General features: G+C 59.4%; 25 protein-coding genes and 1 riboswitch. Of the genes, 13 read left to right on the forward strand and 12 right to left on the reverse strand.

Annotated elements, in window-relative coordinates; genetic code table 11:
• Positions 1–18: 18 nt before the first annotated feature.
• The gene (locus HKD31_RS09405) at positions 19–1,155 is read right to left on the reverse strand and encodes an efflux RND transporter periplasmic adaptor subunit (protein ID WP_194264854.1); all 1,137 of its coding nucleotides are present in this window, start codon (positions 1,153–1,155) and stop codon (positions 19–21) included.
• 278 nt (positions 1,156–1,433) lie between these two features.
• Positions 1,434–2,237 carry an OmpW/AlkL family protein gene (locus HKD31_RS09410; protein WP_062495070.1) on the reverse strand — a complete coding sequence of 268 codons (804 nt, stop codon included), beginning with the start codon at positions 2,235–2,237 and terminating at the stop codon, positions 1,434–1,436.
• A gap of 271 nt (positions 2,238–2,508) precedes the next feature.
• Here HKD31_RS09410 and HKD31_RS09415 point away from each other — a divergent pair, with 271 nt between their 5' ends.
• Together HKD31_RS09415 and HKD31_RS09420 are read left to right on the forward strand one after the other, a co-directional pair.
• The gene (locus HKD31_RS09415; RefSeq protein WP_194264855.1) at positions 2,509–3,105 is read left to right on the forward strand and encodes a Crp/Fnr family transcriptional regulator; all 597 of its coding nucleotides are present in this window, start codon (positions 2,509–2,511) and stop codon (positions 3,103–3,105) included.
• Between the two features lie 73 nt (positions 3,106–3,178).
• Positions 3,179–3,634, forward strand: coding sequence for a hypothetical protein (locus tag HKD31_RS09420; protein ID WP_194264856.1), 456 nt, complete (start codon positions 3,179–3,181; stop codon positions 3,632–3,634).
• A gap of 44 nt (positions 3,635–3,678) precedes the next feature.
• Here HKD31_RS09420 and HKD31_RS09425 read toward each other — a convergent pair whose 3' ends face one another.
• Positions 3,679–5,118, reverse strand: a complete 1,440-nt coding sequence (locus HKD31_RS09425; protein WP_194264857.1) for a cryptochrome/photolyase family protein — start codon at positions 5,116–5,118, stop codon at positions 3,679–3,681.
• Between the two features lie 200 nt (positions 5,119–5,318).
• Between HKD31_RS09425 and HKD31_RS09430 the strand changes: the two genes are divergently transcribed.
• The 7 genes from HKD31_RS09430 to HKD31_RS09460 all read left to right on the forward strand — a co-directional run bounded on the left by HKD31_RS09430 (position 5,319) and on the right by HKD31_RS09460 (position 13,067).
• On the forward strand, positions 5,319–5,510 hold the full coding sequence (locus tag HKD31_RS09430; protein ID WP_024716914.1) for an entericidin A/B family lipoprotein: 192 nt from the start codon (positions 5,319–5,321) through the stop codon (positions 5,508–5,510).
• A 163-nt stretch (positions 5,511–5,673) separates the two neighbouring features.
• Positions 5,674–5,831: riboswitch (FMN riboswitch) on the forward strand.
• Between the two features lie 117 nt (positions 5,832–5,948).
• On the forward strand, positions 5,949–6,998 hold the full coding sequence (gene ribD / locus HKD31_RS09435; RefSeq protein WP_228120441.1) for a bifunctional diaminohydroxyphosphoribosylaminopyrimidine deaminase/5-amino-6-(5-phosphoribosylamino)uracil reductase RibD: 1,050 nt from the start codon (positions 5,949–5,951) through the stop codon (positions 6,996–6,998).
• Complete coding sequence (locus tag HKD31_RS09440; protein ID WP_062495078.1) at positions 6,980–7,618, forward strand: riboflavin synthase; 639 nt, start codon at positions 6,980–6,982, stop codon at positions 7,616–7,618. Before ribD ends, HKD31_RS09440 begins: the two co-directional genes overlap by 19 nt.
• Entirely contained in the window at positions 7,615–8,868 is a 1,254-nt protein-coding gene (locus tag HKD31_RS09445; RefSeq protein WP_062495079.1) for a bifunctional 3,4-dihydroxy-2-butanone-4-phosphate synthase/GTP cyclohydrolase II, read from the forward strand. The genes HKD31_RS09440 and HKD31_RS09445 overlap by 4 nt, the downstream gene beginning before the upstream one ends.
• Positions 8,865–9,344 (forward strand): 6,7-dimethyl-8-ribityllumazine synthase, encoded by a 480-nt coding sequence (gene ribH, locus HKD31_RS09450; RefSeq protein WP_062495082.1) that lies wholly within the window; start codon positions 8,865–8,867, stop codon positions 9,342–9,344. The genes HKD31_RS09445 and ribH overlap by 4 nt, the downstream gene beginning before the upstream one ends.
• Before the next feature lie 269 nt (positions 9,345–9,613).
• Positions 9,614–11,728, forward strand: a complete 2,115-nt coding sequence (locus tag HKD31_RS09455; protein ID WP_155723135.1) for a hypothetical protein — start codon at positions 9,614–9,616, stop codon at positions 11,726–11,728.
• Between the two features lie 124 nt (positions 11,729–11,852).
• On the forward strand, positions 11,853–13,067 hold the full coding sequence (locus tag HKD31_RS09460) for a discoidin domain-containing protein (RefSeq protein ID WP_194264858.1): 1,215 nt from the start codon (positions 11,853–11,855) through the stop codon (positions 13,065–13,067).
• A gap of 9 nt (positions 13,068–13,076) precedes the next feature.
• Here HKD31_RS09460 and pqqE read toward each other — a convergent pair whose 3' ends face one another.
• The 5 genes from pqqE to pqqA all read right to left on the reverse strand — a co-directional run bounded on the left by pqqE (position 13,077) and on the right by pqqA (position 16,266).
• On the reverse strand, positions 13,077–14,156 hold the full coding sequence (gene pqqE / locus HKD31_RS09465) for a pyrroloquinoline quinone biosynthesis protein PqqE (RefSeq protein ID WP_194264859.1): 1,080 nt from the start codon (positions 14,154–14,156) through the stop codon (positions 13,077–13,079).
• Positions 14,153–14,443, reverse strand: a complete 291-nt coding sequence (gene pqqD / locus HKD31_RS09470) for a pyrroloquinoline quinone biosynthesis peptide chaperone PqqD (protein ID WP_194264860.1) — start codon at positions 14,441–14,443, stop codon at positions 14,153–14,155. Before pqqD ends, pqqE begins: the two co-directional genes overlap by 4 nt.
• Positions 14,440–15,159: a pyrroloquinoline-quinone synthase PqqC gene (pqqC, locus tag HKD31_RS09475; RefSeq protein WP_194264861.1), complete on the reverse strand. Its 720-nt coding sequence runs from the start codon at positions 15,157–15,159 to the stop codon at positions 14,440–14,442. The genes pqqD and pqqC overlap by 4 nt, the downstream gene beginning before the upstream one ends.
• Positions 15,156–16,070: a pyrroloquinoline quinone biosynthesis protein PqqB gene (pqqB, locus tag HKD31_RS09480; RefSeq protein ID WP_011252553.1), complete on the reverse strand. Its 915-nt coding sequence runs from the start codon at positions 16,068–16,070 to the stop codon at positions 15,156–15,158. Before pqqB ends, pqqC begins: the two co-directional genes overlap by 4 nt.
• A gap of 115 nt (positions 16,071–16,185) precedes the next feature.
• Entirely contained in the window at positions 16,186–16,266 is an 81-nt protein-coding gene (gene pqqA, locus HKD31_RS09485) for a pyrroloquinoline quinone precursor peptide PqqA (protein WP_010502998.1), read from the reverse strand.
• Between the two features lie 185 nt (positions 16,267–16,451).
• Between pqqA and HKD31_RS09490 the strand changes: the two genes are divergently transcribed.
• Positions 16,452–17,711 carry an AI-2E family transporter gene (locus HKD31_RS09490; protein WP_194264862.1) on the forward strand — a complete coding sequence of 420 codons (1,260 nt, stop codon included), beginning with the start codon at positions 16,452–16,454 and terminating at the stop codon, positions 17,709–17,711.
• Between the two features lie 133 nt (positions 17,712–17,844).
• Positions 17,845–18,471, forward strand: a complete 627-nt coding sequence (gmk, locus tag HKD31_RS09495; protein WP_194264863.1) for a guanylate kinase — start codon at positions 17,845–17,847, stop codon at positions 18,469–18,471.
• On the opposite strand, the gene HKD31_RS09500 is transcribed toward gmk, so the two are convergent.
• Complete coding sequence (locus HKD31_RS09500) at positions 18,461–19,411, reverse strand: slipin family protein (protein ID WP_194264864.1); 951 nt, start codon at positions 19,409–19,411, stop codon at positions 18,461–18,463. The two genes, gmk and HKD31_RS09500, sit on opposite strands and share 11 nt — an antisense overlap.
• A 34-nt stretch (positions 19,412–19,445) precedes the next feature.
• Positions 19,446–19,853, reverse strand: coding sequence for a GntR family transcriptional regulator (locus HKD31_RS09505; RefSeq protein WP_194264865.1), 408 nt, complete (start codon positions 19,851–19,853; stop codon positions 19,446–19,448).
• A gap of 160 nt (positions 19,854–20,013) precedes the next feature.
• Here HKD31_RS09505 and hisG point away from each other — a divergent pair, with 160 nt between their 5' ends.
• Together hisG and hisD are read left to right on the forward strand one after the other, a co-directional pair.
• Positions 20,014–20,739: an ATP phosphoribosyltransferase gene (gene hisG / locus HKD31_RS09510; RefSeq protein ID WP_062495092.1), complete on the forward strand. Its 726-nt coding sequence runs from the start codon at positions 20,014–20,016 to the stop codon at positions 20,737–20,739.
• Entirely contained in the window at positions 20,739–22,031 is a 1,293-nt protein-coding gene (gene hisD, locus HKD31_RS09515) for a histidinol dehydrogenase (RefSeq protein WP_194264866.1), read from the forward strand. Before hisG ends, hisD begins: the two co-directional genes overlap by 1 nt.
• Before the next feature lie 47 nt (positions 22,032–22,078).
• On the opposite strand, the gene HKD31_RS09520 is transcribed toward hisD, so the two are convergent.
• Together HKD31_RS09520 and HKD31_RS09525 are read right to left on the reverse strand one after the other, a co-directional pair.
• On the reverse strand, positions 22,079–23,710 hold the full coding sequence (locus HKD31_RS09520) for a phospholipase C (protein WP_370543918.1): 1,632 nt from the start codon (positions 23,708–23,710) through the stop codon (positions 22,079–22,081).
• Positions 23,711–23,813: 103 nt separating this feature from the next.
• Positions 23,814–25,043 (reverse strand): cytochrome-c peroxidase, encoded by a 1,230-nt coding sequence (locus tag HKD31_RS09525; protein ID WP_194264867.1) that lies wholly within the window; start codon positions 25,041–25,043, stop codon positions 23,814–23,816.
• Positions 25,044–25,596: the final 553 nt, after the last annotated feature.

Genomic DNA, 25,596 nt, shown 5'->3' on the forward strand with positions numbered 1-25,596 from the left:
CAGCTCAGGGCCACCGGATCAGTCATCATTCAGAAGAATGGCACCGCTCGTCACGATGCGTTCACCGGCGGAAAGCCCCTTGAGCACACGGACACTGTCGCCCTCGTCATAGCTGATGACGATGTCGCGCCGCTGGAATGTCCGCGGTGCAACCTCGACGAAAACGGACACCTGATCGTTGTTCATCAGGAGTGCGGTCTTGGGGATGATGACGTCACTGCCCTGCGGAACATTCAGCGTCGCATCCACGAACATGCCCGGGCGCAGGGCGCCATCGGTGTTCGGGCAGGCGATATAGGCGTTGACCCGGCGCGTATCGGGATGAAGCGCCGGATCGAAGCTGACGACACGGCCGGAGCAGGTCCGCCCCGGGAATTCATCAAAGCTGACCGAGAGCACATTGCCGTCGCTGATCTGCGCCAGACTGTCCTGCGGAATGGCAGCCGCGACCCACACTTCCGACAGGTCCAGAACCGTCATCTGAATCGCGGTCGGGTCGGTGATGTTCTCGCCCGGCGCCATGGTCGTCATGGACACGACACCGTCCACCGGAGAGACGAGTGGGGCCTGTCCCTGCGCCGAATAGCCCGGACGCGCCCCCAGAACCTGAAGCCTGCGTTGCGTCCGCTCGGCTTCCGCCTGGGCCTGGGCCAGATCATTGCGGGCGGATTCCAGATCCTTGACCGCATTGCCGCCGATTGCCTGAACGCCCTGGGCGCGGGCATAGGCCCGGCGCGCGAAATCGAGCGCCGCGCGGGCACGGGTATCGTCAGCCCAGGCCTGATCCAGATCGCCGGCGGCAATCGTGGCGAGGACCTGTCCGCGATGGACCTTCTGGCCCAGATGGACCGAGACGCCAGTAATCCGCCCGGTGACGGGCGCGTAGACATTCACCTGCCGGTCGGGTTCCGTCATGACCTGTGCGGGCAGCATGAGACCATGCCCGCGAGAAACGCTGGCAACCTCCTGGATGATCAGGCGTTTCTCAAGCGGACTGCCTTCGCGCACGACAAGATGGCCCTGCGACTGCGTCACCATGGGGGACTCGGCCGTTGCAACGGGCGAATGCGGGGTTCGGAACCGCAGGACGACAACGAGAAGAATGGCCAGGCATAGCAGGCCTATGGCCAGCGCGCCGACGCGTGAAACGCGCATGCTGATAGAAAACCCCGTAACTCTGTCAGGACAGACGTCCCGTTTCGTCCGAAACGTCTGGAAAATGATATATCTGCCATCAGTCGGACGTTTTCATGGCAGACGGTCTTACCATGCCCATGGCAGGGCGCCAGATGTCACATAAGGAAACGAAGGGACTTTTGCACTTCCCGAATGATCGAATTGCAAAAGTTTTATGAGATTGCCACAAAAATGCAAAAAAAGCGGCCCTTCCGGAGAAGAGCCGCTTTCCTGACGTCCGGGTCCTGATCGGAAGATCAGAAACGGTATTCGATACCTGCGCCGACGACGGTCGGATCGAGGGAGTCGTGCGCCGTGATCTTCGTCGTCTCGGCACTGTCCTGGGCCCATGCGTGGACACGCATGAACATCTGCTTCACGTCGAAGTTGAAGAACCAGTTGCCAACGACCTGATAGTCGAAGCCGACATTGACGGACGGGCCACCGGTCACACCGATGTTCACCTTCTGCGTCAGGCCATTGTTGGCCGGAGAGATATTGTGGAACCATGCCAGCGTCGCGCCAACACCCACATACGGGTTGAAGCGCTTGTGCGGGCGGAAGTGCCAGGCGAACGTAACCGTCGGCGGCAGGACCCAGGCGCTGCCGACATCGACCTTACCCAGACCCGGAACGCCTTCAGCGGCGATTTCGTGACGGGTGCTGGCGGCGATCAGGTCAACCGACAGATTGTCCGTGAAAAAGTATTCAAACGTCAGTTCCGGCATGACCTGACGCGTCGTCTTCACGCGGCCACCAAGATGGGCGCCGTTCAGGGACAGGCTGCTGTCACGGTCTTCCGGCAGGACGCCGAGGGCGGACAAACGGACGATGAAGTCGCCCTTGCCGAGCCCGATGCGCGTATTGGCGCAGGTCTGGAACAGACCGCAGTGCCCTGAAGCCGGCGCATGGATGTTCACCGAAGGCACCGGAGCTGCCGTCATGGGCGCGCTGACCATGACCTGAGGCGCGGCAGGAGCGGCGGCCGGGGCCGTCTGGGCAAACGCCGGAGTGGCAACGGCACCGACTGCGGCAGCCAGCGCGAAAGCGTTAAATTTCATCTGGATGTTCCATCAACATTTGTTGAGCCTCACAAAGCACTCCTCCCCACCCATCACCTTGACCTGAATCAAGTCTGGTAAATTATGTGGTAGTGTGGCTGAAAGTCTTCAGGCTGAGGTCAGCGCAACGCAAACGGGGTTCATCATGTCAGCGTCACATAGTCCAGAGGATGTCCATGATCGATGCGCCCATTGCGTGGGGCGGCGTCTGAGTATCTGTAGCAGCATTGACGACTGTGACCTGGCCATCCTGGCCAGTGAATCTTCCCGCATGACAGTCGCGGATGGCCGCTCCTTTATCGAGGAAGGCGCGCCAGCCAATGATTTCTTTGTCGTGACCGGCGGGCGGGTCAAGCTCTTCACCCTTCTTCCGGATGGCCGGCGCCAGATCACCGGCTTTGCGGAAGGCGGGGACTTCCTGGGACTTGCCGCCTCGACCAGCTATGCTTTCGGCGCCGAGGCTCTCGGCGGTGCCACACTCTGCCGCTTCCCCCATGCCGGCATGCAGCGCCTGACCGAACGTTTCCCCAGCCTCGAACACCGCCTGCGCGAGGAAGCCTCCCGCGAGCTGGCCCTGATGCAGGCCCGCATGACGCTTCTGGGACGCAAGACGGCCCGTGAACGCGTGGCCACATTCCTGATCGAACGCTGCTCCCATCTGGACAGGCCGGACCCGGCCCACCCGATCGAACTCGATCTGCCGATGCCCCGCACCGATATCGCGGATTATCTCGGACTCACTATTGAGACAGTCAGCCGGATCCTCAGCGCATTCAAAAAAGAGAAACTTATCAATATCAGAAGCATTACCCATATCACGTTACTGGCGCCCGAACGGATATCGATGATTGCCGAGGGCATGGAATAGGCATTTTCAGAAGAGGCCACATTCCCGCCATCAGGGCGTGCTCTGTTTTACTGATCCGTTTACAGGAGATTTTATGAACTTCACCCTCTTTTCCCGTTCGATGCTTGCCGCAGGATTGATTGCCGGGGCGGTTTCCCTTGCGCCGCAGGCCCATGCAGCGGACAGCACGACCTCGAGCACCTGCCAGCAGAGTGGTCAGACCGGTGTCCTCGGTCGTCTGGCACAGCGGGAAGACTGCCTGAACAACCGGGTTCAGAACTATCAGAAGCAGTCCCAGGACGCGCAGGCTGCCCGTGAAAAGCGGCTCCAGGACCTGAAGGACAAGTACACGAACGCCCCCGCCAACCAGAAGGCACGCCTGCAGAAGCAGATCACCAGCGAGCAGTCCAAGCTGACCAGCATGCGTGATCAGCAGACCCAGCGCCTGCAGCAGCTCAAGAATGCACCGCAGGAACAGCGCGATCGCGTCAACGCCCTGGGCACCAAGACGCGCGGCGACGTGAACAACTTCCTCAACGGCGGTCTCTGATCCGCTCGCCCCGGCCCCTCTGACGGGGCCGGAATTTCAGGGTCTCAAAGGGCCCTGAACGCCTGAAGGGCGCGGTCCCGCCCGTCCTTCAGATCGACGATGGGGCGAGGATAGGTGCTGCCCAGCACGACACCTGCTTTGCGCAGATCCTCGTCTCCTGCCGCCCATGGCTCGAACAGGGCCTTGCCGGAAAGACGGCGCAGTTCGGGAACCCACTGGCGGATATAGTCGCCCTCCGGATCGAACTTCTCGGCCTGACGCGTGGGATTGAAAATCCGGAAGAACGGCGCCGCCTCGATGCCCGTTCCCGCGACCCACTGCCAGTTCATGGCATTGTTGGCGAAATCCGCATCTACCAGTGTGTCGCGGAACCAGGCCTCTCCCTCCTTCCAGTCGATCAGCAGATGCTTCGTCAGGAAAGACCCCACGATCATGCGGGCCCTGTTGTGCATCCAGCCGGTCTGCCAGAGCTGACGCATCCCGGCATCCACGATCGGCACCCCCGTCTGCCCGCGCTGCCAGGCTTTCAGATCAGACGCGCTTTTCCGCCATTGCATTCCAGAAAATTTGGGGCTGAGATTTTCAAACGGCAGTTTCGGCAGGTGATACAGCGTGTAGCGGGCGAACTCCCGCCAGCCGAGTTCCGACAGAAAGATCCGCGGACCCTCCGTATGTGCGCCATGCTTCTGAAGCGCGGCCCAGACCTGCCGGGGCGATACCGCGCCGGAGGCGAGATAGGGCGACAGGCGGGACGTTCCTTCCTCCGCCACCCGGTCCCGGCCTCTGGGATAGCCTGCGACAGAATCTTTTAGAAAATCCTCAAGATGCTCCTGCCCTTCGGCCTCGCCCGGCTCCCAGGTTTTGCGAAAACCCGCCGCCCAGTCCGGCGCCTGCGGACAGAGGCTGTCCTCGTTCAGCCGGGCATCGGACAGGACAGAGGCGGGGACGGCGTGGAACGACAGGCTGGACGGCGCTTCGAGCGGTTCGGGAACGGCATGCGTCTGAAGCGCTTTCCAGAACGACCCGCAGACCTTGTAAAATCCGCCCTGTTTCGTCTGCACGGTGTCCGGATCGACCAGAACCGTGCCCCAATGCGCGTGGACCTCACATCCCTGCTCTTCCAGCGTGCGCCGGATGCGGTCATCCTGTACCCGCTCCCGTTCATGCAACCGGTGATGCCAGTGGACAGAGGCCGCATCCGTCTGTTTCGCGAGCTGCGGAAGCAGCTTTTCAGCCGAGCCGGAAAGCGTCAGCAGCGTCCCGCCCTGCTTTTCCAGGTTCCGTCGCAGATCGGCCAGCGCCCCATGAAGCCACCAGCGTGCGGCGGCTCCGAGAGGGTGGAGAGCCGGCGTGACATCATCAAGAATGTAGAGACAGATCACCGGTCGGCCGGAAGCAGCGGCTTCATGCAGGGCAGGATGGTCTGCCATGCGCAGATCGTCTCGAAACCAGACGATGGCAGGGCGGTTCTGGAAGCTGGACATGGATCCTCACAGCAGGGGAAAACATTTCATAAAGCGCGTGACGGCGCAGGTCGTTCAGAATGAGCCCCGTCAGAACGATATCAAGTCATTTTCCTGGTCCAAGTGGCTCATTACCTGAGAAAAAATTTCTCTTCCTGTTGTGAACCATTGTCATCGGATGTCGTTTACAAGGCAAAACGCTCTTTAGAGGATTTTTACCTATGTCCACCAAATCCATCGCACGCATTGCCCTGTCCCTGGCTCTTCTGTCCGGTGCCGGTGTTTCGCTTTCGGCCTGCAATACCGTTCATGGCGCCGGTCAGGACGTGAGCTCGGTCGGGCATGACGTTTCCCGCGGGGCCAATGCAACGCAGAACGCCATTCAGCGTAACACCCCGGCTTCCCGGAACTGAGCCTCTTTTCCGGGCTATCGGGTCTATCGGACAGGCCGCCAGATCTTCGGATCTGGCGGCTTTTTCGTATCTGCCCGGCAGACCGGATCTGTCCTCACTGGAATGCGAACGCATTTTTGCTTGTCATTCACTACAGGACAGTCCCATAGTTTCTTTTGAACAAAGACGTTCTCAGGGCGGGGTGAAACTCCCCACCGGCGGTATTGGCGGATTTCTCCGCCTCAGCCCGCGAGCGCCTTCCGGATTTCGGTCCGGAAGGGACAAGCAGATCCGGTGAGACTCCGGAGCCGACGGTTAGAGTCCGGATGGAAGAGAACGCAGCACTTGTCCGGTGACGGATGGGTTAGGGTGCTCTTTGCCCTGCCTGTATTCCGTATCGGCTGAGGGCGGCGTGCGCCTTGCGGGCGTCCCGACTGTAACGGGACCAGAAGACGCAACTTGGCTGACCAGACTACCCTTTCCGACACAGTTTCGCTGACCGCGATCCGCCAGGGCTTTCGTTCGGCCATCGCGCAGGCTGTCGAGACTTTCGGCGCTACGGCACCCAACCCGTCTGTGGGCTGTGCGCTGCTGGATGCGGAGGGCCGTATCCTCACGGTCGGCGTCCACCCGCGCGTCGGGCAGCCCCATGCTGAAGCCATGGCTCTGGCGCAGGCCCGGGCGGCAGGTGTGCTGGATCAGGCGCGCGTGGCCCTCGTGACGCTGGAGCCCTGCAACCATACTGGGCGCACGCCGCCATGCAGCGAAGCCCTGCGCAACAGCCCGGTTCATGAAGTCTGGATCGGTGCGGCCGATCCGAACCCGCAGGCTGCCGGCGGAGCCGCGCGACTGCGCGAAATGCCGGGCGGAAAGCGTGTGGTTATGCTGGCCGATCGGCCGGACATGGCGGATCTGGCACGGGACTGCCGGGCCCTTCTGGCCCCTTTCGCAAGCCGCGTGGTGCGCCACCGCCCGTGGATCAGCGTCAAGCAGGCGCTGGACGAACACGGCTCCATGGTGCCGCCCCCGGGACAGAAAACTTTCACATCTCCGGACTCGCTCACCCTTGCGCACCGCCTGCGCCGCGCGACGGATGCGATCATCACCGGCGTCGGCACCGTTCTGGCGGACCGCCCTCGCTTCACGGTCCGGCATGTCGCGGATCATGAGGAGCGTTCGCCACGCCTGCTCGTCGTCTGCGACCGCCACGGCCGCCTTCCGGCAGACTGGGTTGCCGAAATGACGGAAGCCGGGTTCGAGGTTCTCCCCAGTTCCGATCTGCTCTCCGTCCCCGCCATGCTGGCGGAGCGGGGCGTGAACTGGGCGATGATCGAGGCCGGTCCGGCCCTGCTGGCATCCGTGGCCGATGCCGGGCTGTGGGACGACTGGCTCACCATTCACAAGACCCCGGGCCACAACATTGCGGGCGCTGACCGCATCGACCTGAAATCGCGGGACGAGAGCCCGCTGCGACTGCTGAGGGAAAACGCATGTTCTCTGGAATCATAGAGCGTCTGGGAACCGTCCGCTCCGCTTCCGTCCGTGACAAAGCGATGGACCTGACCGTGGAAACCGGATTCCCCGATCTGGAACTCGGCGAGAGCGTGGCCGTGAACGGCGTGTGTCTGACGGTCGAGACCTTCGATGCAGCAGGCGTGGCGACGTTCCATCTCAGCGGCGAAACCCTGTCCCGCACCCCGCTGGACCAGCTCAAGGCCGGATCACGCGTCAATCTGGAACGCGCCGTTGCCGCCAGCACGCGCCTTTCGGGCCATATCGTGCAGGGCCATGTGGATGGCGTGGCGACCCTCGCCAGCGTCGAAAAGGCGGGCGACTCCTATGCCCTGCGCGTGTTCGTCCCGCAGGCGCTGCGTCAGTATGTCGTGGAAAAGGGCTCCATCACCTTCGACGGCATCAGCCTGACGGTGAACGAGCTGCATGACGACATCACCCGCGGCAATCAGGCCGGTTTCGAAGTCGGCCTGACGATCATCCCGCACACCTGGGAACACACCAACCTCTCCACGCTGTCGGTCGGGGACCGGATGGATGTGGAAGTCGACGTGCTCTCCAAATATGTCGAGAACCTGCTGCGGTTCTCGCCCAGTCTTGCAAAGGCCGCATCATGAAGCCGTCCCTGAAAGCGGCCATCGAGGCCATCCGCGCTGGCGGCATGGTCGTCATGGTCGATGATGAAAACCGTGAGAACGAAGGCGATCTGGTCATGGCGGCGCAGTTCGCCACGCCAGAAGCCATCAACTTCATGGTCCGCGAGGCGCGCGGGCTGGTCTGCCTGCCGCTGGAAGCCGAACAGGTGGACCGCCTTGGCCTGCCGCCCATGGTCACGCGCAACCGCGACCCGCGCGGCACGGCCTTCACGGTCTCGATCGAAGCAGCAACGGGGGTGACGACCGGCATTTCCGCCGCCGACCGTGCACGCACGATCGTCGTTGCGGCCAATCCGGCGGCCACGCCGGACGACGTCGTCTCGCCCGGCCACATCTTCCCGCTCCGCGCCCATCCGGAAGGCGTGCTGGGCCGCAACGGCCATACCGAAGGCTCCATTGACATCGCGCGTCTGGCCGGGCTGGAACCGGCAGCCGTGATCTGCGAAATCATGGCCGATGACGGCAGCATGATGCGCCTGCCTGAACTGCGGAAATATGCGGCGAAGCACAACATGCCCGTGGTCAGCATCGCAGACCTTCAGGACTGGTGCCGCGAGCATGGCCGTGGCCCTGTCGCAGGTCATGACCTGATCTGCACGCCTGTCCCGGCCGCTGGCGAAATGGTTGCTGAATCCGCCCTGCCGAGCATCTTTGGCGGCCATGACCTGCGGATCCATGCCTTCCGTGCCGTCGATGGCGTGGAGCATGTCGCGCTGGTGAAGGGCGATCCATCCAGGGGCGTACCGCTGATCCGGCTGCATTCGGAATGTGTGACGGGCGATGCGCTTGGCTCCCTACGCTGCGACTGCGGCGCGCAGCTCCGCGAGGCGCTGGAGCGGATTTCGGCGTCGGAATCCGGCGTGCTGGTCTATCTGCGGGGCCATGAAGGACGCGGGATCGGACTCGCCAACAAGATCCGCGCCTACGAGCTTCAGGATCACGGCATGGATACGGTGGAGGCCAACGAGGCTCTCGGCCTGCCCGCCGATGCCCGCGAATGGGATGCGGCGGCCGACCTTCTGCGCCATCTGGGCGTGAGCTCGCTCCGCCTTCTGACGAACAATCCGGACAAGGAATCCAACCTCGTCCGCTTCGGCTTTGACGTAAAATCCAGCGAGCGTCTGGAAATCGAAGCCAATCCTTTCAACCGCGCCTATCTTGCGACCAAACGCACGCGGATGGGCCATTTCCTTCAGGAACAGCCGGCATGAGCAAGCACATCCCCGTAGCCCCCGATCTGCGTCTCTCGCCCGCGCCGAAAATGGCCATCGTGGTCAGCCGCTTCAACACGAACATCACGGGCGGCCTGAAAAACGGTTCGCTCGAATGGCTGGAAGAACGCGGCATCACGGATGTGGACGTCTATGACGCGCCCGGCGCTTTCGAACTGCCGCTGCTGGCCCAGCGTCTGGCGAAGTCCGGCAAGTATGAAGGCGTGATCTGCCTCGGCTGCGTCATCAAGGGTGACACCGCGCATTTCGAGTTCATCTCGCTCGGCGCCACCATCGGCATCATGCAGGCCCAGCTTGCGACCGAAGTGCCGATCGCCTTCGGAATCCTCACGACCTACACCGAACAGCAGGCCGTGGATCGCTCCCGCAAGGATGCCGAGAACAAGGGCCGCGAAGCGGCGGCGGCCTGCGTCGAGAGCGTAGCCTTTCTGCGGACCGTGCCCGCACTCTCCTGATCATGTCACGATCCCTGATGGTTTACGGAATATTCTCCGTGACCATCAGGAGTGGTCCTCATCTGCTCTGGATGCGCTCTCAGACGCTACTGGAATACTCGGAAAATATAACAGACTTGCAATTGAGCGCAGTTTTTGCTATACATTTACCAATGTAGAAGGGTTTTATTTTCCTTCACAAAACAATCATAAAATACCCTAAATGTTCCTTCCCGATGCTTCCGGGCTAAGGTCGATTACATCGTCTTCCTGAAAAATTGAGGAATTTAATGTTGAAGAAATTATTTTTCTTTTGCGTACTGCTGTCCAGTCCAGCTCTGGCATCGGATGTGATTCCGCAAGCCTATCGGGCAGCTGATAACCAATACCATCCCGTCATGATTACGTCTGGCCTTGATGCAACGGGAAAGCCTGTTGTCGGCGCCTATCAGGATCTGAAAGGACAATGGCATGATGCAACTGTCTCTGTTCAGGCCTGTGGGGTGGACGCAAATAATCATCCCATTCTTTGCCCTGTCAGTGTCACCGAAAATACTCTGCAGGACTATGTTCAGAAGTCTCTCATCAATACTGCCAACGGTATTGCATCGCTTGACAGCAACAATGATCTCACGAATCCACTGACATCCGGGGCCGACTGGTTGGGCGCATGGCAGAAAAACGCCACCAGCGTGGATGTATTTGCGCAGGGTTATGAAAGCGCGCTGTTCGGCGGCCAGACTGCGACGGGAGAAGGCAACAACACCTTCAATCCGCGATCGCTTCTCGTGCAGAGCGACCCCTACGGCCCTTACTCTGCGGGCTGCGCCACTGGCGTCGCCATGACTGGATCTGTCTACAATTCGCAGTTTCCAATTTCTCAGCAGGATCCTCATAATGGCGCCTCTGCCGTCGTAGGGGTCGGAGGCTATGATACGGTTGCAAACTGCGTTCTGGTCGCCGACACCCCTGCGCGGCTCATTCTGACAGCAACGGGCTATACCGCGACTTCCGTACAGCTCGCGACCCCGCTGACAGCGGCCCAGGCCGCCCAGATCCACCCGAACATGTACATCACTACCAACAGCCCCAATCCGGCACTGTCTCTCACGAATACCAGCGGCGCTCTTCCGAAGCGGAACCTCTATGCAGGCTTCGTAAGCACCTCCCCCTCGGCAGGTGATACATCCATCAGCGTTTATGCCTGGGACGTGCCAGGCTACGGGACAAAGGCAAGTGACCAGATCCCGCAGACAGATACCCTTGATACCGTATGGAGCGCCTATACCTCTCCGACAGTGTTTCTCGGCGGCGGTGCGGCTTCCAGCGCATTTGGGAATAACTGGTTTTTCAACCTTGATGCCAGCAACCTCACACCCTCAACATCCAATAAGTCACTGATCCATCAGATCACCCCCCTTGAGGTTGACCTGAATATCGTCAATGGCACCGCTCCGAACAACTCTGTCGACTGGCAGGGAATCAGCATGAATGCAGGAAACCAGCCAGCAGCGCTGACAACCGACAGCCGGCAGATCTTCCTGGGCGGGAACATAACCCAGCACCTTCTTTTCGACGGGGGTGAGGGAAACTGGCTCATCAACGGTGACAATATCTATGTCCCTTCTCTCAAAAACCAGTCACTGACCGCTCAGAACACAGCACAGCTCTATCAGGAGTGGGACCAGTGGATCGGCGGCGCCAACCGGATGCGCTTTCTTCTCTGGAATTCTTTCGACAACCCGACCGCGCCTCAGGGCTGGGAACAGGCTGTTTCGCATTTTGGTCCGACAATAGACGGAGACCCCGTCACTGAAGGCGATCCGGGCGGCTCCAAGCAGGCCGACATTGAATGGAACCGTGCAGAAAATTATGGTGGGCTTGATCTATGCGGGTACGGACATAATTGTGGCTTTACCCTGACAGGCGACGGAAATATTTCCGTTAGTGGCACGAGCACATTCAGCTCCAGCTTCTCCATCACCGGGGGCAATACACTCTATATCCAACCTTCAACACTCGACAACAACCTGTTTTCAGGATGGTGCGCTCCTGACAGCTACAGTATATCGCTATGTTCCAACATTGGTGCGTGGGTGTCCATTCAGTCAAAAGGAGATCTCCGTTCTACAGCAGGCGGAACAACTTCATCGTCGGCCTGGCACCCTGATGGTTACGGGAACTGGTATGCTTCCAACTCAAGTAATGATGGCGGAATTTCCGGCGGCGGGTCTATAGCATCATCCTCGTATACATTAGAAACACTCCCCACAAAAAATGAATTAGATGGTGCACGACTATGGTGTTCGGATTGCAAACTGAATGGCATCAGCGGAGTCGTTGTGTACTGGCATGCATCCATATCCAAATGGACTGACAGCCAAAATAATACCCCAGTTAACTGATTCTCCAATTTTTGTTCCAAAAATAGGATACTTTATAATTCCAAAAGGATCATAATTTATCAAAATCCTGATAGACCCCTCTTGAGAAATATGGTTAATTCAAAAACTCTGAGAGGATTATAATATGTCAGAAATTATACTCAACAACGACAACTATGAAGTCTCCTATTGGAACAGGAAATCGAATACTGTTACGGTTGTGTTTTCAAGCGCAGGAGCTCTGGCACTTGCTCAGCCCGTTGAAGAATTTCGAAATACAATAAAGAACTTTGATACATCTTATATTTTCGTTAGATCCAAACATCTGGATTGGTATAATAACTCAAATTCAGTAAAGATGTTTCGGTTTGTTAGTGATTTTTGTCTGAAATATCAGTACATTTTTTCCATGGGAGAGAGCCTAGGAGGATCTGGTTCTCTCCTTTTTTCAAAATATTGCGATAGAATCACCAGAATTTTGGCTTTTAGCCCTCAATATTCGGCGTTGCCTTCCTTCTGCAAATGGTTTGGGCCTTTGACGCCCTTAGATGGAGCAATCGGCACCTTTGCCTTCTCAGATTATGCTCCAGAAAATGCCACTTCAAAAGCCATACTAATTTATCCCACCCAGTCTTACGAAGACAATCTTCATGCAAAATTTTACAAATCTGAAAACTTCAATGTTGTTTTCATAAAAACACATCATCATGATATAGCAAGACATCTCAAAAAGGATTATGAGACAAACTATTTAAATATCGTTTTGAACGCCTTCTACGATAGAAAAATTGAAATATCAACTAAATCATTTACTGATTTATTATCAAACATATCAGAAAGAAATCCTAAAACTTATACAAAATGGATTGGGCAGCAGACATTCAGATATGATGTCTTTATTGAAATTCCAGATTTTCCTCTAATTTCCGAAGAAGGAAAAGCTGACCAGAGTAGTGTTTGCGAATATTCTTTTCATAGACATAGTACAGAGGAGGAAGCACAGAGAGCTCTCACAGAGCCACTAAGGATGATTCCTGCATTTCACACGAATATCGAAAAAAATCCTTGGTGGAGTATAGAACTTAAAAGCCGCGCCCATATAAAACAGATTATTATCTTTAACCGTTGCGATAATGAAGAATACAACCGACGCTTAAGTAAATTTTCGCTTTTAAAATCCGATGATGGCATCTATTGGGAAGAATTTTTTGAAAAAACCGACACGAGATATATAGGAGGTGAGTTTGGAGAACCTCTTCAGATAGAAACAGATTTTTTGGCACGTTATATTAAGATAGTACTCAAAGAAACATCTTTTCTTCATTTGAGTAAGTTTAATATTTATGGAAATTATGTTTGATAAGATTTTTTAGTTTTTAAACCGTCTGTATATGAAATTTTTTCTTGCCTGGGTGTCGTTTCTGACTGCCTGTTCCACAAGGTTGTGAAACGGTGACAGGCTACAGACTGGATCGGTGTTTGCCGCATTTCCCGTCAGCGCAAGCGCCTGACAGCGGCATCCGCCCCAGTCCCTTTCCTTGCGTTCGCAGGAGCGGCAGGGCTCGGGCATCCAGTCCGTCCCGCGGAACATGTTGAACAGGGGCGAGATGTTCCAGATCTCGGACAGGGTCACGTCTTTCACGTTCGGGAACGCGACATCCGGAATGATCTCGGCCGCATGGCACGGCAGCACCCGTCCCGAGGGCGTGACATTCACGAAACGCTGCCCCCATCCCCCCATGCAGGGCTTGGGGCGATCTGCATGATAGTCCGGCGTCACGTAATCGATGGAAAGGCCGCCCTTCGCGCGTTCAGCTTCCACGGCACGGGTGGATTCCTCTAGCTGGTCCCTGCTGGGGAGAAGCGCATCGCGATTTTTCAGCCCCCAGCCATAATACTGGGTATGCGCGATCTCCACCCGCCCGGCTCCGAGTTCCCGCGCCAGCGCGAACATCTCGGGGATACGGGCAACATTTTCCCTGTGCACCACAAAATTGAGCGTCATCGGAATGCCGGATGCGCGGATCAGCCGCGCCGCCGCGATCTTGCGGGCCTGCGCCCCCTTGAGACCGCCAATACGCTCGGCTCCCGCTTCCGTCACGTCCTGGAAGGAGAGCTGGATGTGGTCCAGTCCCGCCTTGTCCAGAGCTTCCAGTTTCGGTTCGTCCAGTAGGACGCCGGACGTGATCAGGTTGGAATACAGGTTAAGTCTCCGCGCGACGGAGACCAGTTCGACCAGATCGGGCCGGGCCATGGGCTCGCCGCCGGAGAAATGAACCTGCAGGACTCCAAGCTCGGCCGCCTGCTCCAGTACGGCAGTCCAGGTGGCCGTATCGAGTTCTGCCGCCTTGCGTTCGAGTTCAAGAGGATTGGAGCAGTAGGGGCAGGCAAGCGGGCATCGATGCGTCAGTTCAGCCAGAAGGCTCATCGGCGGCGAAGGGAGTGTCATGTGTGCAGGACGTTCTTTTCTGTCAGTTCAGAAAGAAGCGTGAGGACATCCTTCGCAATGACCTCACGCGGGGCGGAAAACTCTTGGGCAAGCTGCTGGATGATATCGCCGACGCTGCGTTTCCCATCCAGCAGCCGCAGAATATGCGGCGCGGCGCCCTCAATCACAAATGCTTTTTCAGGGGCCTGCACGATCCACACATCCCGCACGCGATCGTGCTGGAGCCGGTGGCCACGGGCGAAAGAGAGCACCATCTCTTCCACGATACCCCGGGGGACTTCCATCATGGAACGAAAGCGCCCGGCGGAATGTGACCCTCCACATAGGCGTAATCGAGCGCATCCAGCATCGTCCACAGCACGGAACACTTGAACTCCAGCGCTCCCAGGACCTCTTTCTGCTGCTTCGGCGTGCGGGCGTTTTCGCGCACATAGGCCAGAGCGAAATCGGAATCCCGTGGGGCCTGCGTGAGGCGGGGCGTGAAATAAGCCAGCGTCTTTTCCGACACGAAGTCGTAGTGACGCAGCATCCCCGACACACGCTCGCTGATAATCGTAGGCGAAAACAATTCCGTCAGCGACGACGCAATGGCCGCCAGAATCGACTGGTCCCGCACGAAATTTACATAGGCATCGACCGAGAAGCGCGTGGCCGGAAGCAGGCCGTCGAGGCTTTCAACATACTCGCGATCCAATCCCAGACCGTCCGTCAGCATCAGCCAGCGCGCGACACCACCCGTTCCGGGCTCCGTGCCGTCATGATCCTCAATCCGGCGGCGCCATTCCCGACGCAGTTCGGCCGTGGGCAGGCGGGCAAGCAGGGTCGCATCCTTGGCCGGGATGCGCGCCTGATAATAATAGCGGTTCAGTGCCCAGGCCTGAACCTGTGCCTTGTCGAGCTTGCCGTCATGCAGTTTGCGATGGAACGGGTGCCGGTTGTGGTACCGCTCGGCACCGATCTGACGAAGCTGTGCTTCAAGCTGGTCAGGCGTAAGGAGCGTCATGGTGTGTCCAGTCTGAAAGTCATGCCATCTTCCGCAACCGTCCATCCGGCGCGTTCAACGTCTTTGCGTTCGGGGCTGTCTTCGAACAGAATTGGATTGGAGTTGTTGATATGAATCAACACCTTGCGAGGTTTTTCGCATGTGGTGAAACATTCTACCGGCCCACCGGCATCATTCACGGACACATGCCCCATGCGCTGCCCGCTCTTCGGGCTCAGCCCGGCGCGGATCATTTCATCATCCCGCCACAGCGTCCCGTCAAAGAACACGAGATCGGCCGCGGCCACCCGTTCCACGATTTCCGACGTAATCTGCGCACAGCCGGGAATGAAGAGCATCGTCTTGCATCCATCCGTAATGGACAGGCCCAGCGTTTCGTCCGGGCGTGAGCCTGCGGCTTCCGCGTAAAGCGGCGCCTTGCCGGGAACGGCGAAGGCCGTGAGCAGAAGACCGGACGGAATCCCGTCCTTGTTCATCAGGGACGTGGCTTCATCGAGAATAAGCGGGACACGCGGGACGATTTCCGGATCGAGCGCACCGAAGATCGGATTGTCCGCAAGCTGCTGAAGGGTCGAGTCGCTGCCCATCAGCGTGAAAGGTTCACGCTCGCGCAGGGTCAGAAGACCGGTTATGGCGTCGATCTCGCCGCAGGTCAGGACGACGCCCTGAATGGGAGTTCCGCGCAGGCTGCCCTGATGATGCAGGGCTGGCGTGTCGATGATCTGCTGCCGCAGATCGGGCGAGGCGTTGAGAATGAACCAGCGCTTTCCGTCGGCACTGACGGCAAGAGAAGCCTGGGTCCGGGCTTTCGCGCCCTGTCGCGTGCGGGCAGCCACACAGCCGGGTGCTGCGGAGTTCCACTGCGGGAAACCGCCCCCTGCCGCCGCGCCGAGCACGATGACATCAATCATTTTTTCACAAACCGTCTGACTGGGGCACCACAGGGCACCCATGAATGAAAACGGCCGCTCCATGGGGGAGCGGCCGTGCCATTATTCCTCAAGGACAGGTCCCCGGGGAAGCGGCTTATTTCTTCTCGCCGCAGACATACGAATTGATTTCTGCGCCCAGCGGGATTTCGGTAACTTTGGGGGTGTTCCAGGCCATAATGTTTCTCCTTAGTCTGCGATAACCGGCGAATGCGACAGACCACGCATCCACAGGCGCTCCTCATGATTTAGTGACCGGATGGCACTGGAGTTCAAGGGGGTTTTTGGGCAGAACACGCAACTGTGTCCTTTCGCGGATCGTTCTGGTCCGTAAGCTCCGTCTCCGTTGCAGGCAAAGAAAACATGTCCGGCCGTCCCATCGCGTCTTCCGCCGACCCTGCCTGTAACGACAGCCCCTCTCCCTCCGGAAAACCGGGCGAAAGACTGTTGCCCGACGGCGATTTTCCGGACCCGACCCTCGACCGCAATCTCCTGCGCGAACACCTGAACATCCGCGACATGTGCGTCCTGATCCTGACGATTCTGGCCGTATTCTATTCGCTGTATTTCACCGCGCCCATTCTGCTGCCCTTCGTCTTCGCGCTCGTCCTGAACCTGCTCATGATCGCGCCCATGCGATTCCTGACACAGCGCCTGCACCTGCCCCGGCATCTGGCAGGCCTCATGCTGATCGTCATGATGTTCGGAATCGTGGGCGGAATCGCCACGACCATTTCCGTCCCGGCCGCCGGCTGGATCACACGCGCCCCTCAGACGCTTCCCGCCCTGCAAAGCAAGCTGGCCCTGCTCAGCGGGCCAATCGACGTGGTCCAGCGCGACTATATGCGCCTTTCCGCCATGTTCAGCGGCCATTCGGGCAGCACACACACCACCCATGGCGTGAGCGGGACGATCGGGGGAGAAACGGCCCTCTCGCGCCTCGGCTCCTCCGTCCTGGCCGGAACACGCGAACTGGCCGGCGGCTTCTTCTCGATGCTGCTGATGCTGTTCTTCCTCATGACGGAAGGCGACACGCTCCTGCGCCGCTGCGTCGAGATCATGCCGACCTACGCCAAGAAACGCCGCCTCGTGGAAATGGCGACCCAGATCGAGCAGAACGTCTCGCTCTATCTCGTGACGATCACGATGATGAATCTGGGTGTCGGGCTGGTGAACATGATCCAGTGCTGGGCCACCGGCATGCCCAACCCGCTTCTGTGGGGCGTGCTCGCTTTCCTGCTGAACTACATTCCCATCATCGGCCCACTGACGGGTGTGGTGGTCTATTTCGTGGTCGGGCTGTTCAGTTTCCCGTCCCTGCTTTACGCACTCCTGCCGCCGTCGATCTACCTGCTGATCCATGTTCTGGAAGGCGAGACCATTACACCCATGCTGCTGGCCCGGCGTTTCACGCTCAATCCCGTCTTCGTCATGGGATCGCTGCTGTTCTGGGACTGGATGTGGGGCATTTCGGGCGCGTTCCTGTCCGTCCCGATGCTCGCGGTCTTCAAGATCGTCTGTGACCATATCGAAGTGCTCGCCCCGCTCGGCCATGTGCTGGGCGGCCCGACACGGCGGACGATCAGCCGCGCCATCGTCGCGCAGCTTCAGTCCGAGCCGTGAGGATCGGGGCTTTGCCCCGCGTCCCTTTGCGGGTTTCAAGGCAGCGCCCTGAATATCTGGCCAAAACCGCCCCTTTCACGCTAGACGCTTCGGCAGAACACTTCCCATCCGGCTCATAATGCAAGGAGACCCCATGACCCAACTGCCCCGCCGCGGCGTCTGTCTGGTGATCTCGGCCCCGTCTGGTGCGGGCAAGTCCACCATTGCCAACGCCCTGCGCGCTTCGGAACCAACCCTGCGCCATTCCGTCTCGGTCACAACGCGCAGTCCGCGTCCGGGAGAGGTCGAGGGCGTGCATTACCATTTCCGGGACATTGCGGAATTCCGCCGCATGGCCGCGGATGGCGAGCTTTTGGAATGGGCGGAAGTTTTCGGACGGGGGTATGGCACGCCGCGCGCACCGGTCGAGGAAGCGCTGGATGCCGGGCATGACATGGTGTTCGACATCGACTGGCAGGGACACCGCCTGCTGCGCGCCGCCCTGCCGGACGATGTGGTGAGCCTGTTCGTTCTGCCGCCGTCACTGGAAGAGCTGGAACGCCGACTGAACAAACGGGCGTCGGATGATCCGGAAGAAATCGCCAAGCGCATGAAGGCCGCGCTGGACGAGATTTCCCACTGGTCCGAGTTCGATCACACGATCATCAACTCGGACCTCGACACCGCCATTTCGCAGGCCCGCTCCGTGCTTACAGCCGCGCGGCTTGCGACACGGCGTCAGCGTAACCTGCGCGGCATGGTCGCCAGCTTCAGTCGCTGACCTCACCTGCGGCCACCGGAGGAGCCGCTTCCGGCTGGACCGTCTGCATTGCGGCGGCGAAGGCCGTGGCGGTGGTCATCGAATCCGCCATGGTGGTCGGCATCAGGATGGTGGTGCCGCGGTTCTTGTTCATCTCGAAGATACGGTTGATCTGCAGGATCTGAAGCGCGATCGGTGAGGCCTCATAGGTCTTCGCCGCCAGCGCCAGTTCATGTGCCACTTCCCGCTCCGCCGAAGCCAGCGTGACGCGGGCGGCGCGTTCACGTTCAGCCTGGGCCTGACGGCTCATGGCGTCCTGAAGACTGTCGGGAAGCTGCACGTCACGAATTTCGACGGCCTGCACCGTCACACCCCATTCGCGCGTCTTGATCTCGATAAGATCCCGCAATTCCCCGTCGATACGGCGGCGGTCTTCCAGCAGCGTGGCGAGGTCCGAACTGCTCACCACCTCACGCAGGGTGGTCAGTGCGACCATCGACACCGAACCTTCATAATTGTCGAGTTCCGTGATCGCCCGCAGCGGGTCATGCACCATCCAGAACACGACCGCATCCACATCTACCGGCGTCGTATCGCGCGTCAGGGTCTGTCGCGTATGGACCGGCACGGTGCGGATGCGCTGGTCCACGACGGCGTCGATCTGATCGAGAAACGGCACGATCATGAACAGGCCCGGGCCGCGCAGACCCTGAATTTTCCCTGCCCGCAGGACCAGAACGCGCTGCCAGGAATTGCACATCCGCAGCGACATCATCACCAGCAGCCCGAGAACCAGGCCACCGATCACCCAGCCCGGCGCTTTCGTCAGGGCCGTCAGACCGGCTCCCGCCAGCAGGATCGCACCCGCGATGGACGCCGCGACCGTATTGACGGGCAGACGCGACCGGTTCCCTGCGGACCGCAGTGGCGAAAGGGACGGGAAAACAGGAAATTCCGGCATGGACATCAGCCTTTCGAAACGCCGTCTCTCGGCATCAGGGGTTGGACAGGGAAAGAAGATCGCGCATGGCCTGAAGAACCGCTTCGGGCTCCAGACCCAGCGCCTGGCACCGGGCGATCGTGGAAGCGGCCAGATCCCGGATATCCGCCGCCCGGCGCTCTTCATCCGGGGGCGGTGGCCTGTCGCTGACGAAACTGCCACGTGCCCGGAAGGTCTGGATGGCCCCCAGACGTTCCAGCTCGGCATAGGCCCGCTGCACGGTGTTGAGATCCACCCGCAGATGAACCGCCAGGGCACGCATGGTGGGCAGACGATCCCCCGGACCGAGAAGTCCCGAGCCGATGGCCGCCAGCACGCGTTCCCGGAGCTGGACCCGGAGCGGCAAGCCACTCGTGTCGGACAAAGGCGTGGGAAACAGCAATGTTTCTATGTTGGCAGACATACATACAAAATTGAGCGATGGCGCTTCCGGACGTCAAGAAAATTCGCATCCGCCCCACACCGAGGCTGGAAATTCCTTTGAGGAACTTGGGAAGATTCCGGCTTCGTGATATGGCCTGCCGTTCTCTCAGTGGCTGCGGACGGCAAGGGAAAGACACTTCATGACAGCGCCCCAGAACGGGACCGGAAACGGCCTCCAGACCGGAGCGGACCTCGCTGTCCGCAGTGACTCACCCTTGATCCTGGCGCTCCCGAAAGGGCGTATCCTCAAGGCGCTGGCCCCCGTCCTGAGCCGCACCGGCATCGAACCCGATCCGGATTGCCTGACCGAAAGCAGCCGCCGCCTGCGCTTTGGCACGTCCGATCCGAATCTGGATGTGGTCCGGGTCCGCTCCTTCGATGTCGCGACCTTCGTGGCCTATGGCGGCGCGGATATTGGCGTCTGCGGTGCGGATGTGCTGATGGAGTTCGATTATCCGGACATCTATGCGCCGCTCGATCTGGGCATCGGTGGCTGCCGCATTTCCGTTGCACGCCCCAAGACCATGGTCGAAGATCCCGCAACCGGTCAGTCCCGCCTGCGCGTCGCCACGAAATACCCGACCATCGCCCGCCGCCATTTCGCGTCCCGCGCCATCAACGCCGAGATCGTGCATCTGAATGGTGCGATGGAACTGGCACCGACGCTGGATCTGGCGAGCGTGATCGTCGATCTGGTCGATACGGGCTCAACACTCCGTGCCAATGGCCTGATGGAAACCGAGACCATCGCACATGTCACGAGCCGCCTGATCGTCAACCGCGTCGCGCTCAAGACCCGTCCTGAAGAAATCAGCGCCCTGATCGAACGCTTCCGCGCCGCCCTGAACACGGAGGAAGCCGCCTGATGAAACGCCTCGATACGACCGCAGCCGGTTTCGCCGAAGACTTCGCAACACTGCTCGCCGCGCGTGGAAGCGATGAACGCAGCGTGGCCGAGCCGGTCCGCGCGATCCTCGCCGATGTGCGTAGCCGGGGCGATGAAGCTCTGTGCGATTATACCGCCCGCTTTGATCGCCTGACCCTGCCAGCCGAAAAGCTGCGGATTAGTGCCGAAGAAATCGCCTCCGAAGCCGCGCGCGTCCCTGCGGACCTGATGGACGCCCTGCGCACCGCCGCACGCCGGATCGAGACATTCCATACCGCCCAGATGCCAAAGGATCTGGACTTCACGGATGAGGACGGAATCCGCCTCGGCATGCGCTGGACGCCGCTGGATGCGGTCGGGCTGTATGTTCCCGGCGGCAAGGCGGCCTATCCGTCTTCCGTCCTGATGAATGCCCTGCCCGCCCGCGTTGCGGGTGTGAAGCGGCTCGCCATGTGCGTGCCATCGCCGGGTGGCGTGCTGAACCCGCTGGTTCTCGCAGCCGCGCAGCTTTGTGGCGTAGAGGAAATCTACCGCATCGGTGGTGCGCAGGCCGTGGGCGCCATGGCGTTTGGTACGGACCTTATCGCGCCCGTGGACCGCATCGTCGGACCCGGCAATGCCTTCGTTGCGGAAGCCAAGCGGCAGGTCTTCGGGCATGTCGGCATCGACAGCATCGCCGGACCATCCGAAGTCGTGGTCGTCGCCGATGGCCAGAACGATCCGCGCCTCGTTGCACTGGATCTGCTCGCGCAGGCCGAACATGACGAACAGGCCCAGGCCATCCTCATCACGACGGATGCCGCCTTTGCCGAGCGTGCTGCCGAAGCCGTCCGCACGGAGCTGGAAACGCTCCCCCGCACGGCCATCGCCTCAAAAAGCTGGGACGATCATGGCGCGATCATCGTGGTGCGTTCACTTGAGGAAGCCGCCGAAATTGTCAATGCGCTGGCCCCCGAGCATCTGGAAGTCATGCTCGACGCCCCGCGCGACTTCTCGGCCATGATCCGCCACGCAGGCGCGATCTTCATGGGCCGCTACTGCCCCGAAGCCGTGGGCGATTATGTCGGCGGCCCGAACCACGTCCTGCCGACCAGCCGAACGGCGCGGTTCGCCTCCGGTCTGTCGGTGTTCGACTTCATCAAGCGCACCACCACCATCGAAGCCGACGAAGCCGGTCTGCGCCGGATCGGCCCGGCCGGCGTGGCGCTGGCAAAGGCCGAAGGGCTGGACGCCCACGCGCTCAGCCTGTCAGTCCGGCTGGAAAAGAACTGATCCAGCCTCCACCCGGGAGGTTCTGACACCTCCTGGAGCATCCCGTGTTACCGGAGCGAGCCCGTATCCGGGTCCAGAACCAGAGGCGTGGTGTTCGGCATCTGCGTGAAGTCGAACATCGTGTTGATCTGGCCCGCATCCGCATCAAACGAGCCGCCACCAAGCCGCTTTCCGCCCAGCCAGTTGTCTTCGATGAAGCGCACCACGGAGGCCTGACTCGTCAGCCGATGACTGACGAAGTTCCGGCGGGCATACGGAGAGATCACGATGAGCGGGATGCGCGTCCCCGGCCCACAACGGCCATTGACCGGCTTGCCCGCCACACCTTTCGGAGCCGACCCTGCGGTTCCGCAGATCCCGGCGCCATTGAGCTGGTCCGCGGTGCTGTCGAACGAGCCCCAAAGTGGTTTGTGGAACGCATGATCGTACCAGCCATCAGAGTCATCATAGTCGATGATGATCGCCGTGCTGGCCCATTCCGGCTGGCTCTGGATAAAGTTGACGAGAGTTACAATACCGTTCTGCTCATCCAGCGGGTCTGAATTGCCAGGATGACCGTCCTGATAGGCCGGCAACTTGATATAGGAGACCGCGGGGAAATTTCCCGCCTTCACGGCCGTATAGAAATCCTTGATATCATACTGATGGTTGGCCGGTTCCCGCGTTGAAGTGCCGGGGATCGTGCTGAAGCCGATCGAAGCCGTGGAGTTTGGCCGGGCATGCGTCGGATTGGCCGTACTTGCGAAATACTGGAACCAGGCATGATGCGGAACATAGTCCGTGCGGATTCCCACCGTTTCGGAATAGGTGCTGCGATTGCACCCCGTGGTGTTGTTCGCGTTCGTGAGCGTCAGGTCGAAGCCCCCCATGAAGCCCCCCCAGGAAATCCCCTTCTCGTTCAGAAGATCGCCGATGTTTCTGGCATTGATCAGCACCTGTGACGGGGTGGAGCAGCGATCGTAAGCGGGATCCTCATCGTTGATCAGGGTGTATCCGCCCTGCCCGTCATGGATGTAGGCACTCCCGAGCATGTTACCCGCAACAGGCTGAAGACCGTTGGTCTGGCCAGCCACAACTTCAAGCGCACCCGGCGTGGAGGGCCCGTATGTATCGCTCCAGTTATTGTCGCTCATCGCGTAATGCTGGGCGTAATTCCAAAGCGCCGTGACCGTGTTGCCATCAAAATACCCCAGGACCTGCCCCTTTGTTCCGAAAGCACCCGAACTTCCAGATGTTGCTGATCCGGTATATTTTGGGAACAGATCCATCTTCCCACCATCATAAGCCTGCTGCTCCGGCGTATAGCTGTGGTTCTGGTCCGCTGTATTTGCCTGCGTCCGGTCAATGCGGAACGGAAGTGCTGCTCCCGACCCGTTTGCCGGGCTGGAATTCGGATTGCTCGTAAGGAGATTGGCGCTCGTGAGATTGTTGACAGAAGGCGTATCAGTCAACGCCGTAAAAGCCGGTTCACCACTCACATTCGCCGCCTTGGGATAAGTCGCGAAATAATGGTCGAAGGAACGGTTTTCCTGAAAAATCACCACGACATGCTTGATAGGCGTTGCAGTCTGGTAAGTCTCAGCCGCAGAAGACGATGCCGCCAGCCCCACGGATGGAAGAAGCATGGAGCCGGATAGAAGGACTGCCAGTCCGGATTTTGCTCGTTGTACGCGCTTCATGAACACCTTGCGGAACCTTTCCCCACTACGATTGAACGGCTTGCCAAAGACCCTGAACTCCATGTCCATCGTCCGTCCTGGCGCTTCCGGCTTTTGGAGCATGTCATCCATTCTGTCGTTTCCCTGTCTGTCCCGTGACGGTATCCACCGCAGGAGCCACGGCCGGAGCATCCGTATCTGTCAGCGTCCCAAGAAACGCGATGATCGCCCGGCGCTCGTTTTCGGTTAACGCCGACGACTCTCCGGCTTTGCGATCAAACGGCGCATCTATCGTGTCAATGTTGGAACGATATTGTTCCGGAATATCGTTGTAGACGTTGATTTTTCCATCCGGCCTGCGCGGATAGAATTTTTCAGGCTGAAGATCCCGGACAGCATAAAAATCCAGAACAGCTTCGAGCGTGTGAAAAACACCGTTATGGAAAAAAACATGACGCGTCGCGACATTGCGCAGGGTCGGCGTCACGAACATCCCGCAATAAGCCGCAAAGGCCTTCCGACCGTCAGACTGACTGTCGCACACCCCAAGATCGTCATAGCTGGCAACGGCATTGCGGCTGATCGCCATGTTGCGCGGCGCGCCCAGCGCTTCATACTGATGATCGGTGAAAAGCGGGGGCAGGCCGTCGCGCGTGATGCGATCGAGATGACAGGCCGCACAGTTGCCTTTCCGCGGATCGTTGAACAGAAGATATCCTTCGCGTTCGAGCGGCGTGAACTGGGCCTTTCCTTCCAGCCAGGCATCAAACCTGCTGGAATATTCGTGGAAATGACGGTCTTCCAGCTCATAACGCCCAATCGCGAACAGCGCTTCTTCACGCAGGAAGGCAGGATCCTTTTCCCCGCGCGTTCCTGCCAGCGCAAGAAGAGCCGCACGGTAAGGTGCCGTATTCAGCCGTGCGGTGACATGCTCCGGCGTGGAAGCCATCTCGTCGGGATCAAAAAGCGGCCCTCCGGCCTGCTGCTGAAACGTATCGACCCGACCATCCCAGAACAACCCGCCCTGAGGAACGATATGCACGGCGGATGACGCCGTATCCGTGGCACTTTTGCTGCCGCGCCGGTTTCCCGTACTCGGCACACTGATAACACGCGGTGCAACATCGTCATTTCCCAGATCTGGCCCGATACTGAACGGCGGCATACGTTCCAGATAGGTCAGAGTGGGAATTGCCCGCCGCCCCTGCCGGTGCAGATCCGCCCCGCCTTCGAAAACGGACGTCTCGCCCGTCGGCCCGTAATGATTGGCCGGATCGTGACAGGACGCGCAGGACAGTTTTCCCGAACCCGAAAGTGCCCTGTCGTAAAACAGCATGCGCCCGATCTGCGCCATCTGCGACAGGGGCTCCTGTCTGGGGCGCTGAAAAGTCTGGGGACAGGGATTGCGGCCATCCGGCGCGGGATCACAGACATCCTGCGACACCGGGGGTGATACAGGCGAGGATTGCGCCTCACAACCTGCGCCGAGCACCGTCATGCCAAGGACTGCACTGACACACCGAATTATCCGCATCACGCCCCTCACAGGAAACGCGTCCGTTCTCCATCCCGCACGTGCACCGTTTCCTGAACCCGTCATAACCAAAGGTCGTACCATACTGAAATGCGGGTGCTTCCTTGTCGCCAATTCTGAGCCAGTCCTCCCGATCAGTTCCGGCACAGGAGTAATCGCGGTGTCCGAGACAAGGGCTGATAACGGATTCAGCAAAGAGGGGGATGTGACAGTTTTATGAACCTCAGCCTGCGGTTTTTCGCTTTCTTTTCCCATGAAGGCAGGAGTGATGCAGTCCGCACGACGTTCGCATATGCCTTTCGGATTTGAAATCGGGCACGGGAAGCAGAAAATTTTTACCCACGATCCGGAAGTGCTCTAGGCTCCGTCCTGA

Origin of the sequence: Gluconobacter potus (assembly GCF_015244705.1) — a bacterium.
Lineage (GTDB): Bacteria > Pseudomonadota > Alphaproteobacteria > Acetobacterales > Acetobacteraceae > Gluconobacter > Gluconobacter potus.

Coding starts and splice junctions, on each gene's coding strand:
- HKD31_RS09405 (WP_194264854.1), bottom strand. CDS start 1,155: ATGCGCGTTTCACGCGTCGGCGCGCTGGCCATAGGCCTGCTATGCCTG.
- HKD31_RS09410 (WP_062495070.1), bottom strand. CDS start 2,237: ATGAAATTTAACGCTTTCGCGCTGGCTGCCGCAGTCGGTGCCGTTGCC.
- HKD31_RS09415 (WP_194264855.1), top strand. CDS start 2,509: ATGACAGTCGCGGATGGCCGCTCCTTTATCGAGGAAGGCGCGCCAGCC.
- HKD31_RS09420 (WP_194264856.1), top strand. CDS start 3,179: ATGAACTTCACCCTCTTTTCCCGTTCGATGCTTGCCGCAGGATTGATT.
- HKD31_RS09425 (WP_194264857.1), bottom strand. CDS start 5,118: ATGTCCAGCTTCCAGAACCGCCCTGCCATCGTCTGGTTTCGAGACGAT.
- HKD31_RS09430 (WP_024716914.1), top strand. CDS start 5,319: ATGTCCACCAAATCCATCGCACGCATTGCCCTGTCCCTGGCTCTTCTG.
- HKD31_RS09440 (WP_062495078.1), top strand. CDS start 6,980: ATGTTCTCTGGAATCATAGAGCGTCTGGGAACCGTCCGCTCCGCTTCC.
- HKD31_RS09445 (WP_062495079.1), top strand. CDS start 7,615: ATGAAGCCGTCCCTGAAAGCGGCCATCGAGGCCATCCGCGCTGGCGGC.
- ribH (WP_062495082.1), top strand. CDS start 8,865: ATGAGCAAGCACATCCCCGTAGCCCCCGATCTGCGTCTCTCGCCCGCG.
- HKD31_RS09455 (WP_155723135.1), top strand. CDS start 9,614: ATGTTGAAGAAATTATTTTTCTTTTGCGTACTGCTGTCCAGTCCAGCT.
- HKD31_RS09460 (WP_194264858.1), top strand. CDS start 11,853: ATGTCAGAAATTATACTCAACAACGACAACTATGAAGTCTCCTATTGG.
- pqqE (WP_194264859.1), bottom strand. CDS start 14,156: ATGACACTCCCTTCGCCGCCGATGAGCCTTCTGGCTGAACTGACGCAT.
- pqqD (WP_194264860.1), bottom strand. CDS start 14,443: ATGATGGAAGTCCCCCGGGGTATCGTGGAAGAGATGGTGCTCTCTTTC.
- pqqC (WP_194264861.1), bottom strand. CDS start 15,159: ATGACGCTCCTTACGCCTGACCAGCTTGAAGCACAGCTTCGTCAGATC.
- pqqB (WP_011252553.1), bottom strand. CDS start 16,070: ATGATTGATGTCATCGTGCTCGGCGCGGCGGCAGGGGGCGGTTTCCCG.
- pqqA (WP_010502998.1), bottom strand. CDS start 16,266: ATGGCCTGGAACACCCCCAAAGTTACCGAAATCCCGCTGGGCGCAGAA.
- HKD31_RS09490 (WP_194264862.1), top strand. CDS start 16,452: ATGTCCGGCCGTCCCATCGCGTCTTCCGCCGACCCTGCCTGTAACGAC.
- gmk (WP_194264863.1), top strand. CDS start 17,845: ATGACCCAACTGCCCCGCCGCGGCGTCTGTCTGGTGATCTCGGCCCCG.
- HKD31_RS09500 (WP_194264864.1), bottom strand. CDS start 19,411: ATGCCGGAATTTCCTGTTTTCCCGTCCCTTTCGCCACTGCGGTCCGCA.
- HKD31_RS09505 (WP_194264865.1), bottom strand. CDS start 19,853: ATGTCTGCCAACATAGAAACATTGCTGTTTCCCACGCCTTTGTCCGAC.
- hisG (WP_062495092.1), top strand. CDS start 20,014: ATGACAGCGCCCCAGAACGGGACCGGAAACGGCCTCCAGACCGGAGCG.
- hisD (WP_194264866.1), top strand. CDS start 20,739: ATGAAACGCCTCGATACGACCGCAGCCGGTTTCGCCGAAGACTTCGCA.
- HKD31_RS09520 (WP_370543918.1), bottom strand. CDS start 23,710: ATGAAGCGCGTACAACGAGCAAAATCCGGACTGGCAGTCCTTCTATCC.
- HKD31_RS09525 (WP_194264867.1), bottom strand. CDS start 25,043: ATGGCGCAGATCGGGCGCATGCTGTTTTACGACAGGGCACTTTCGGGT.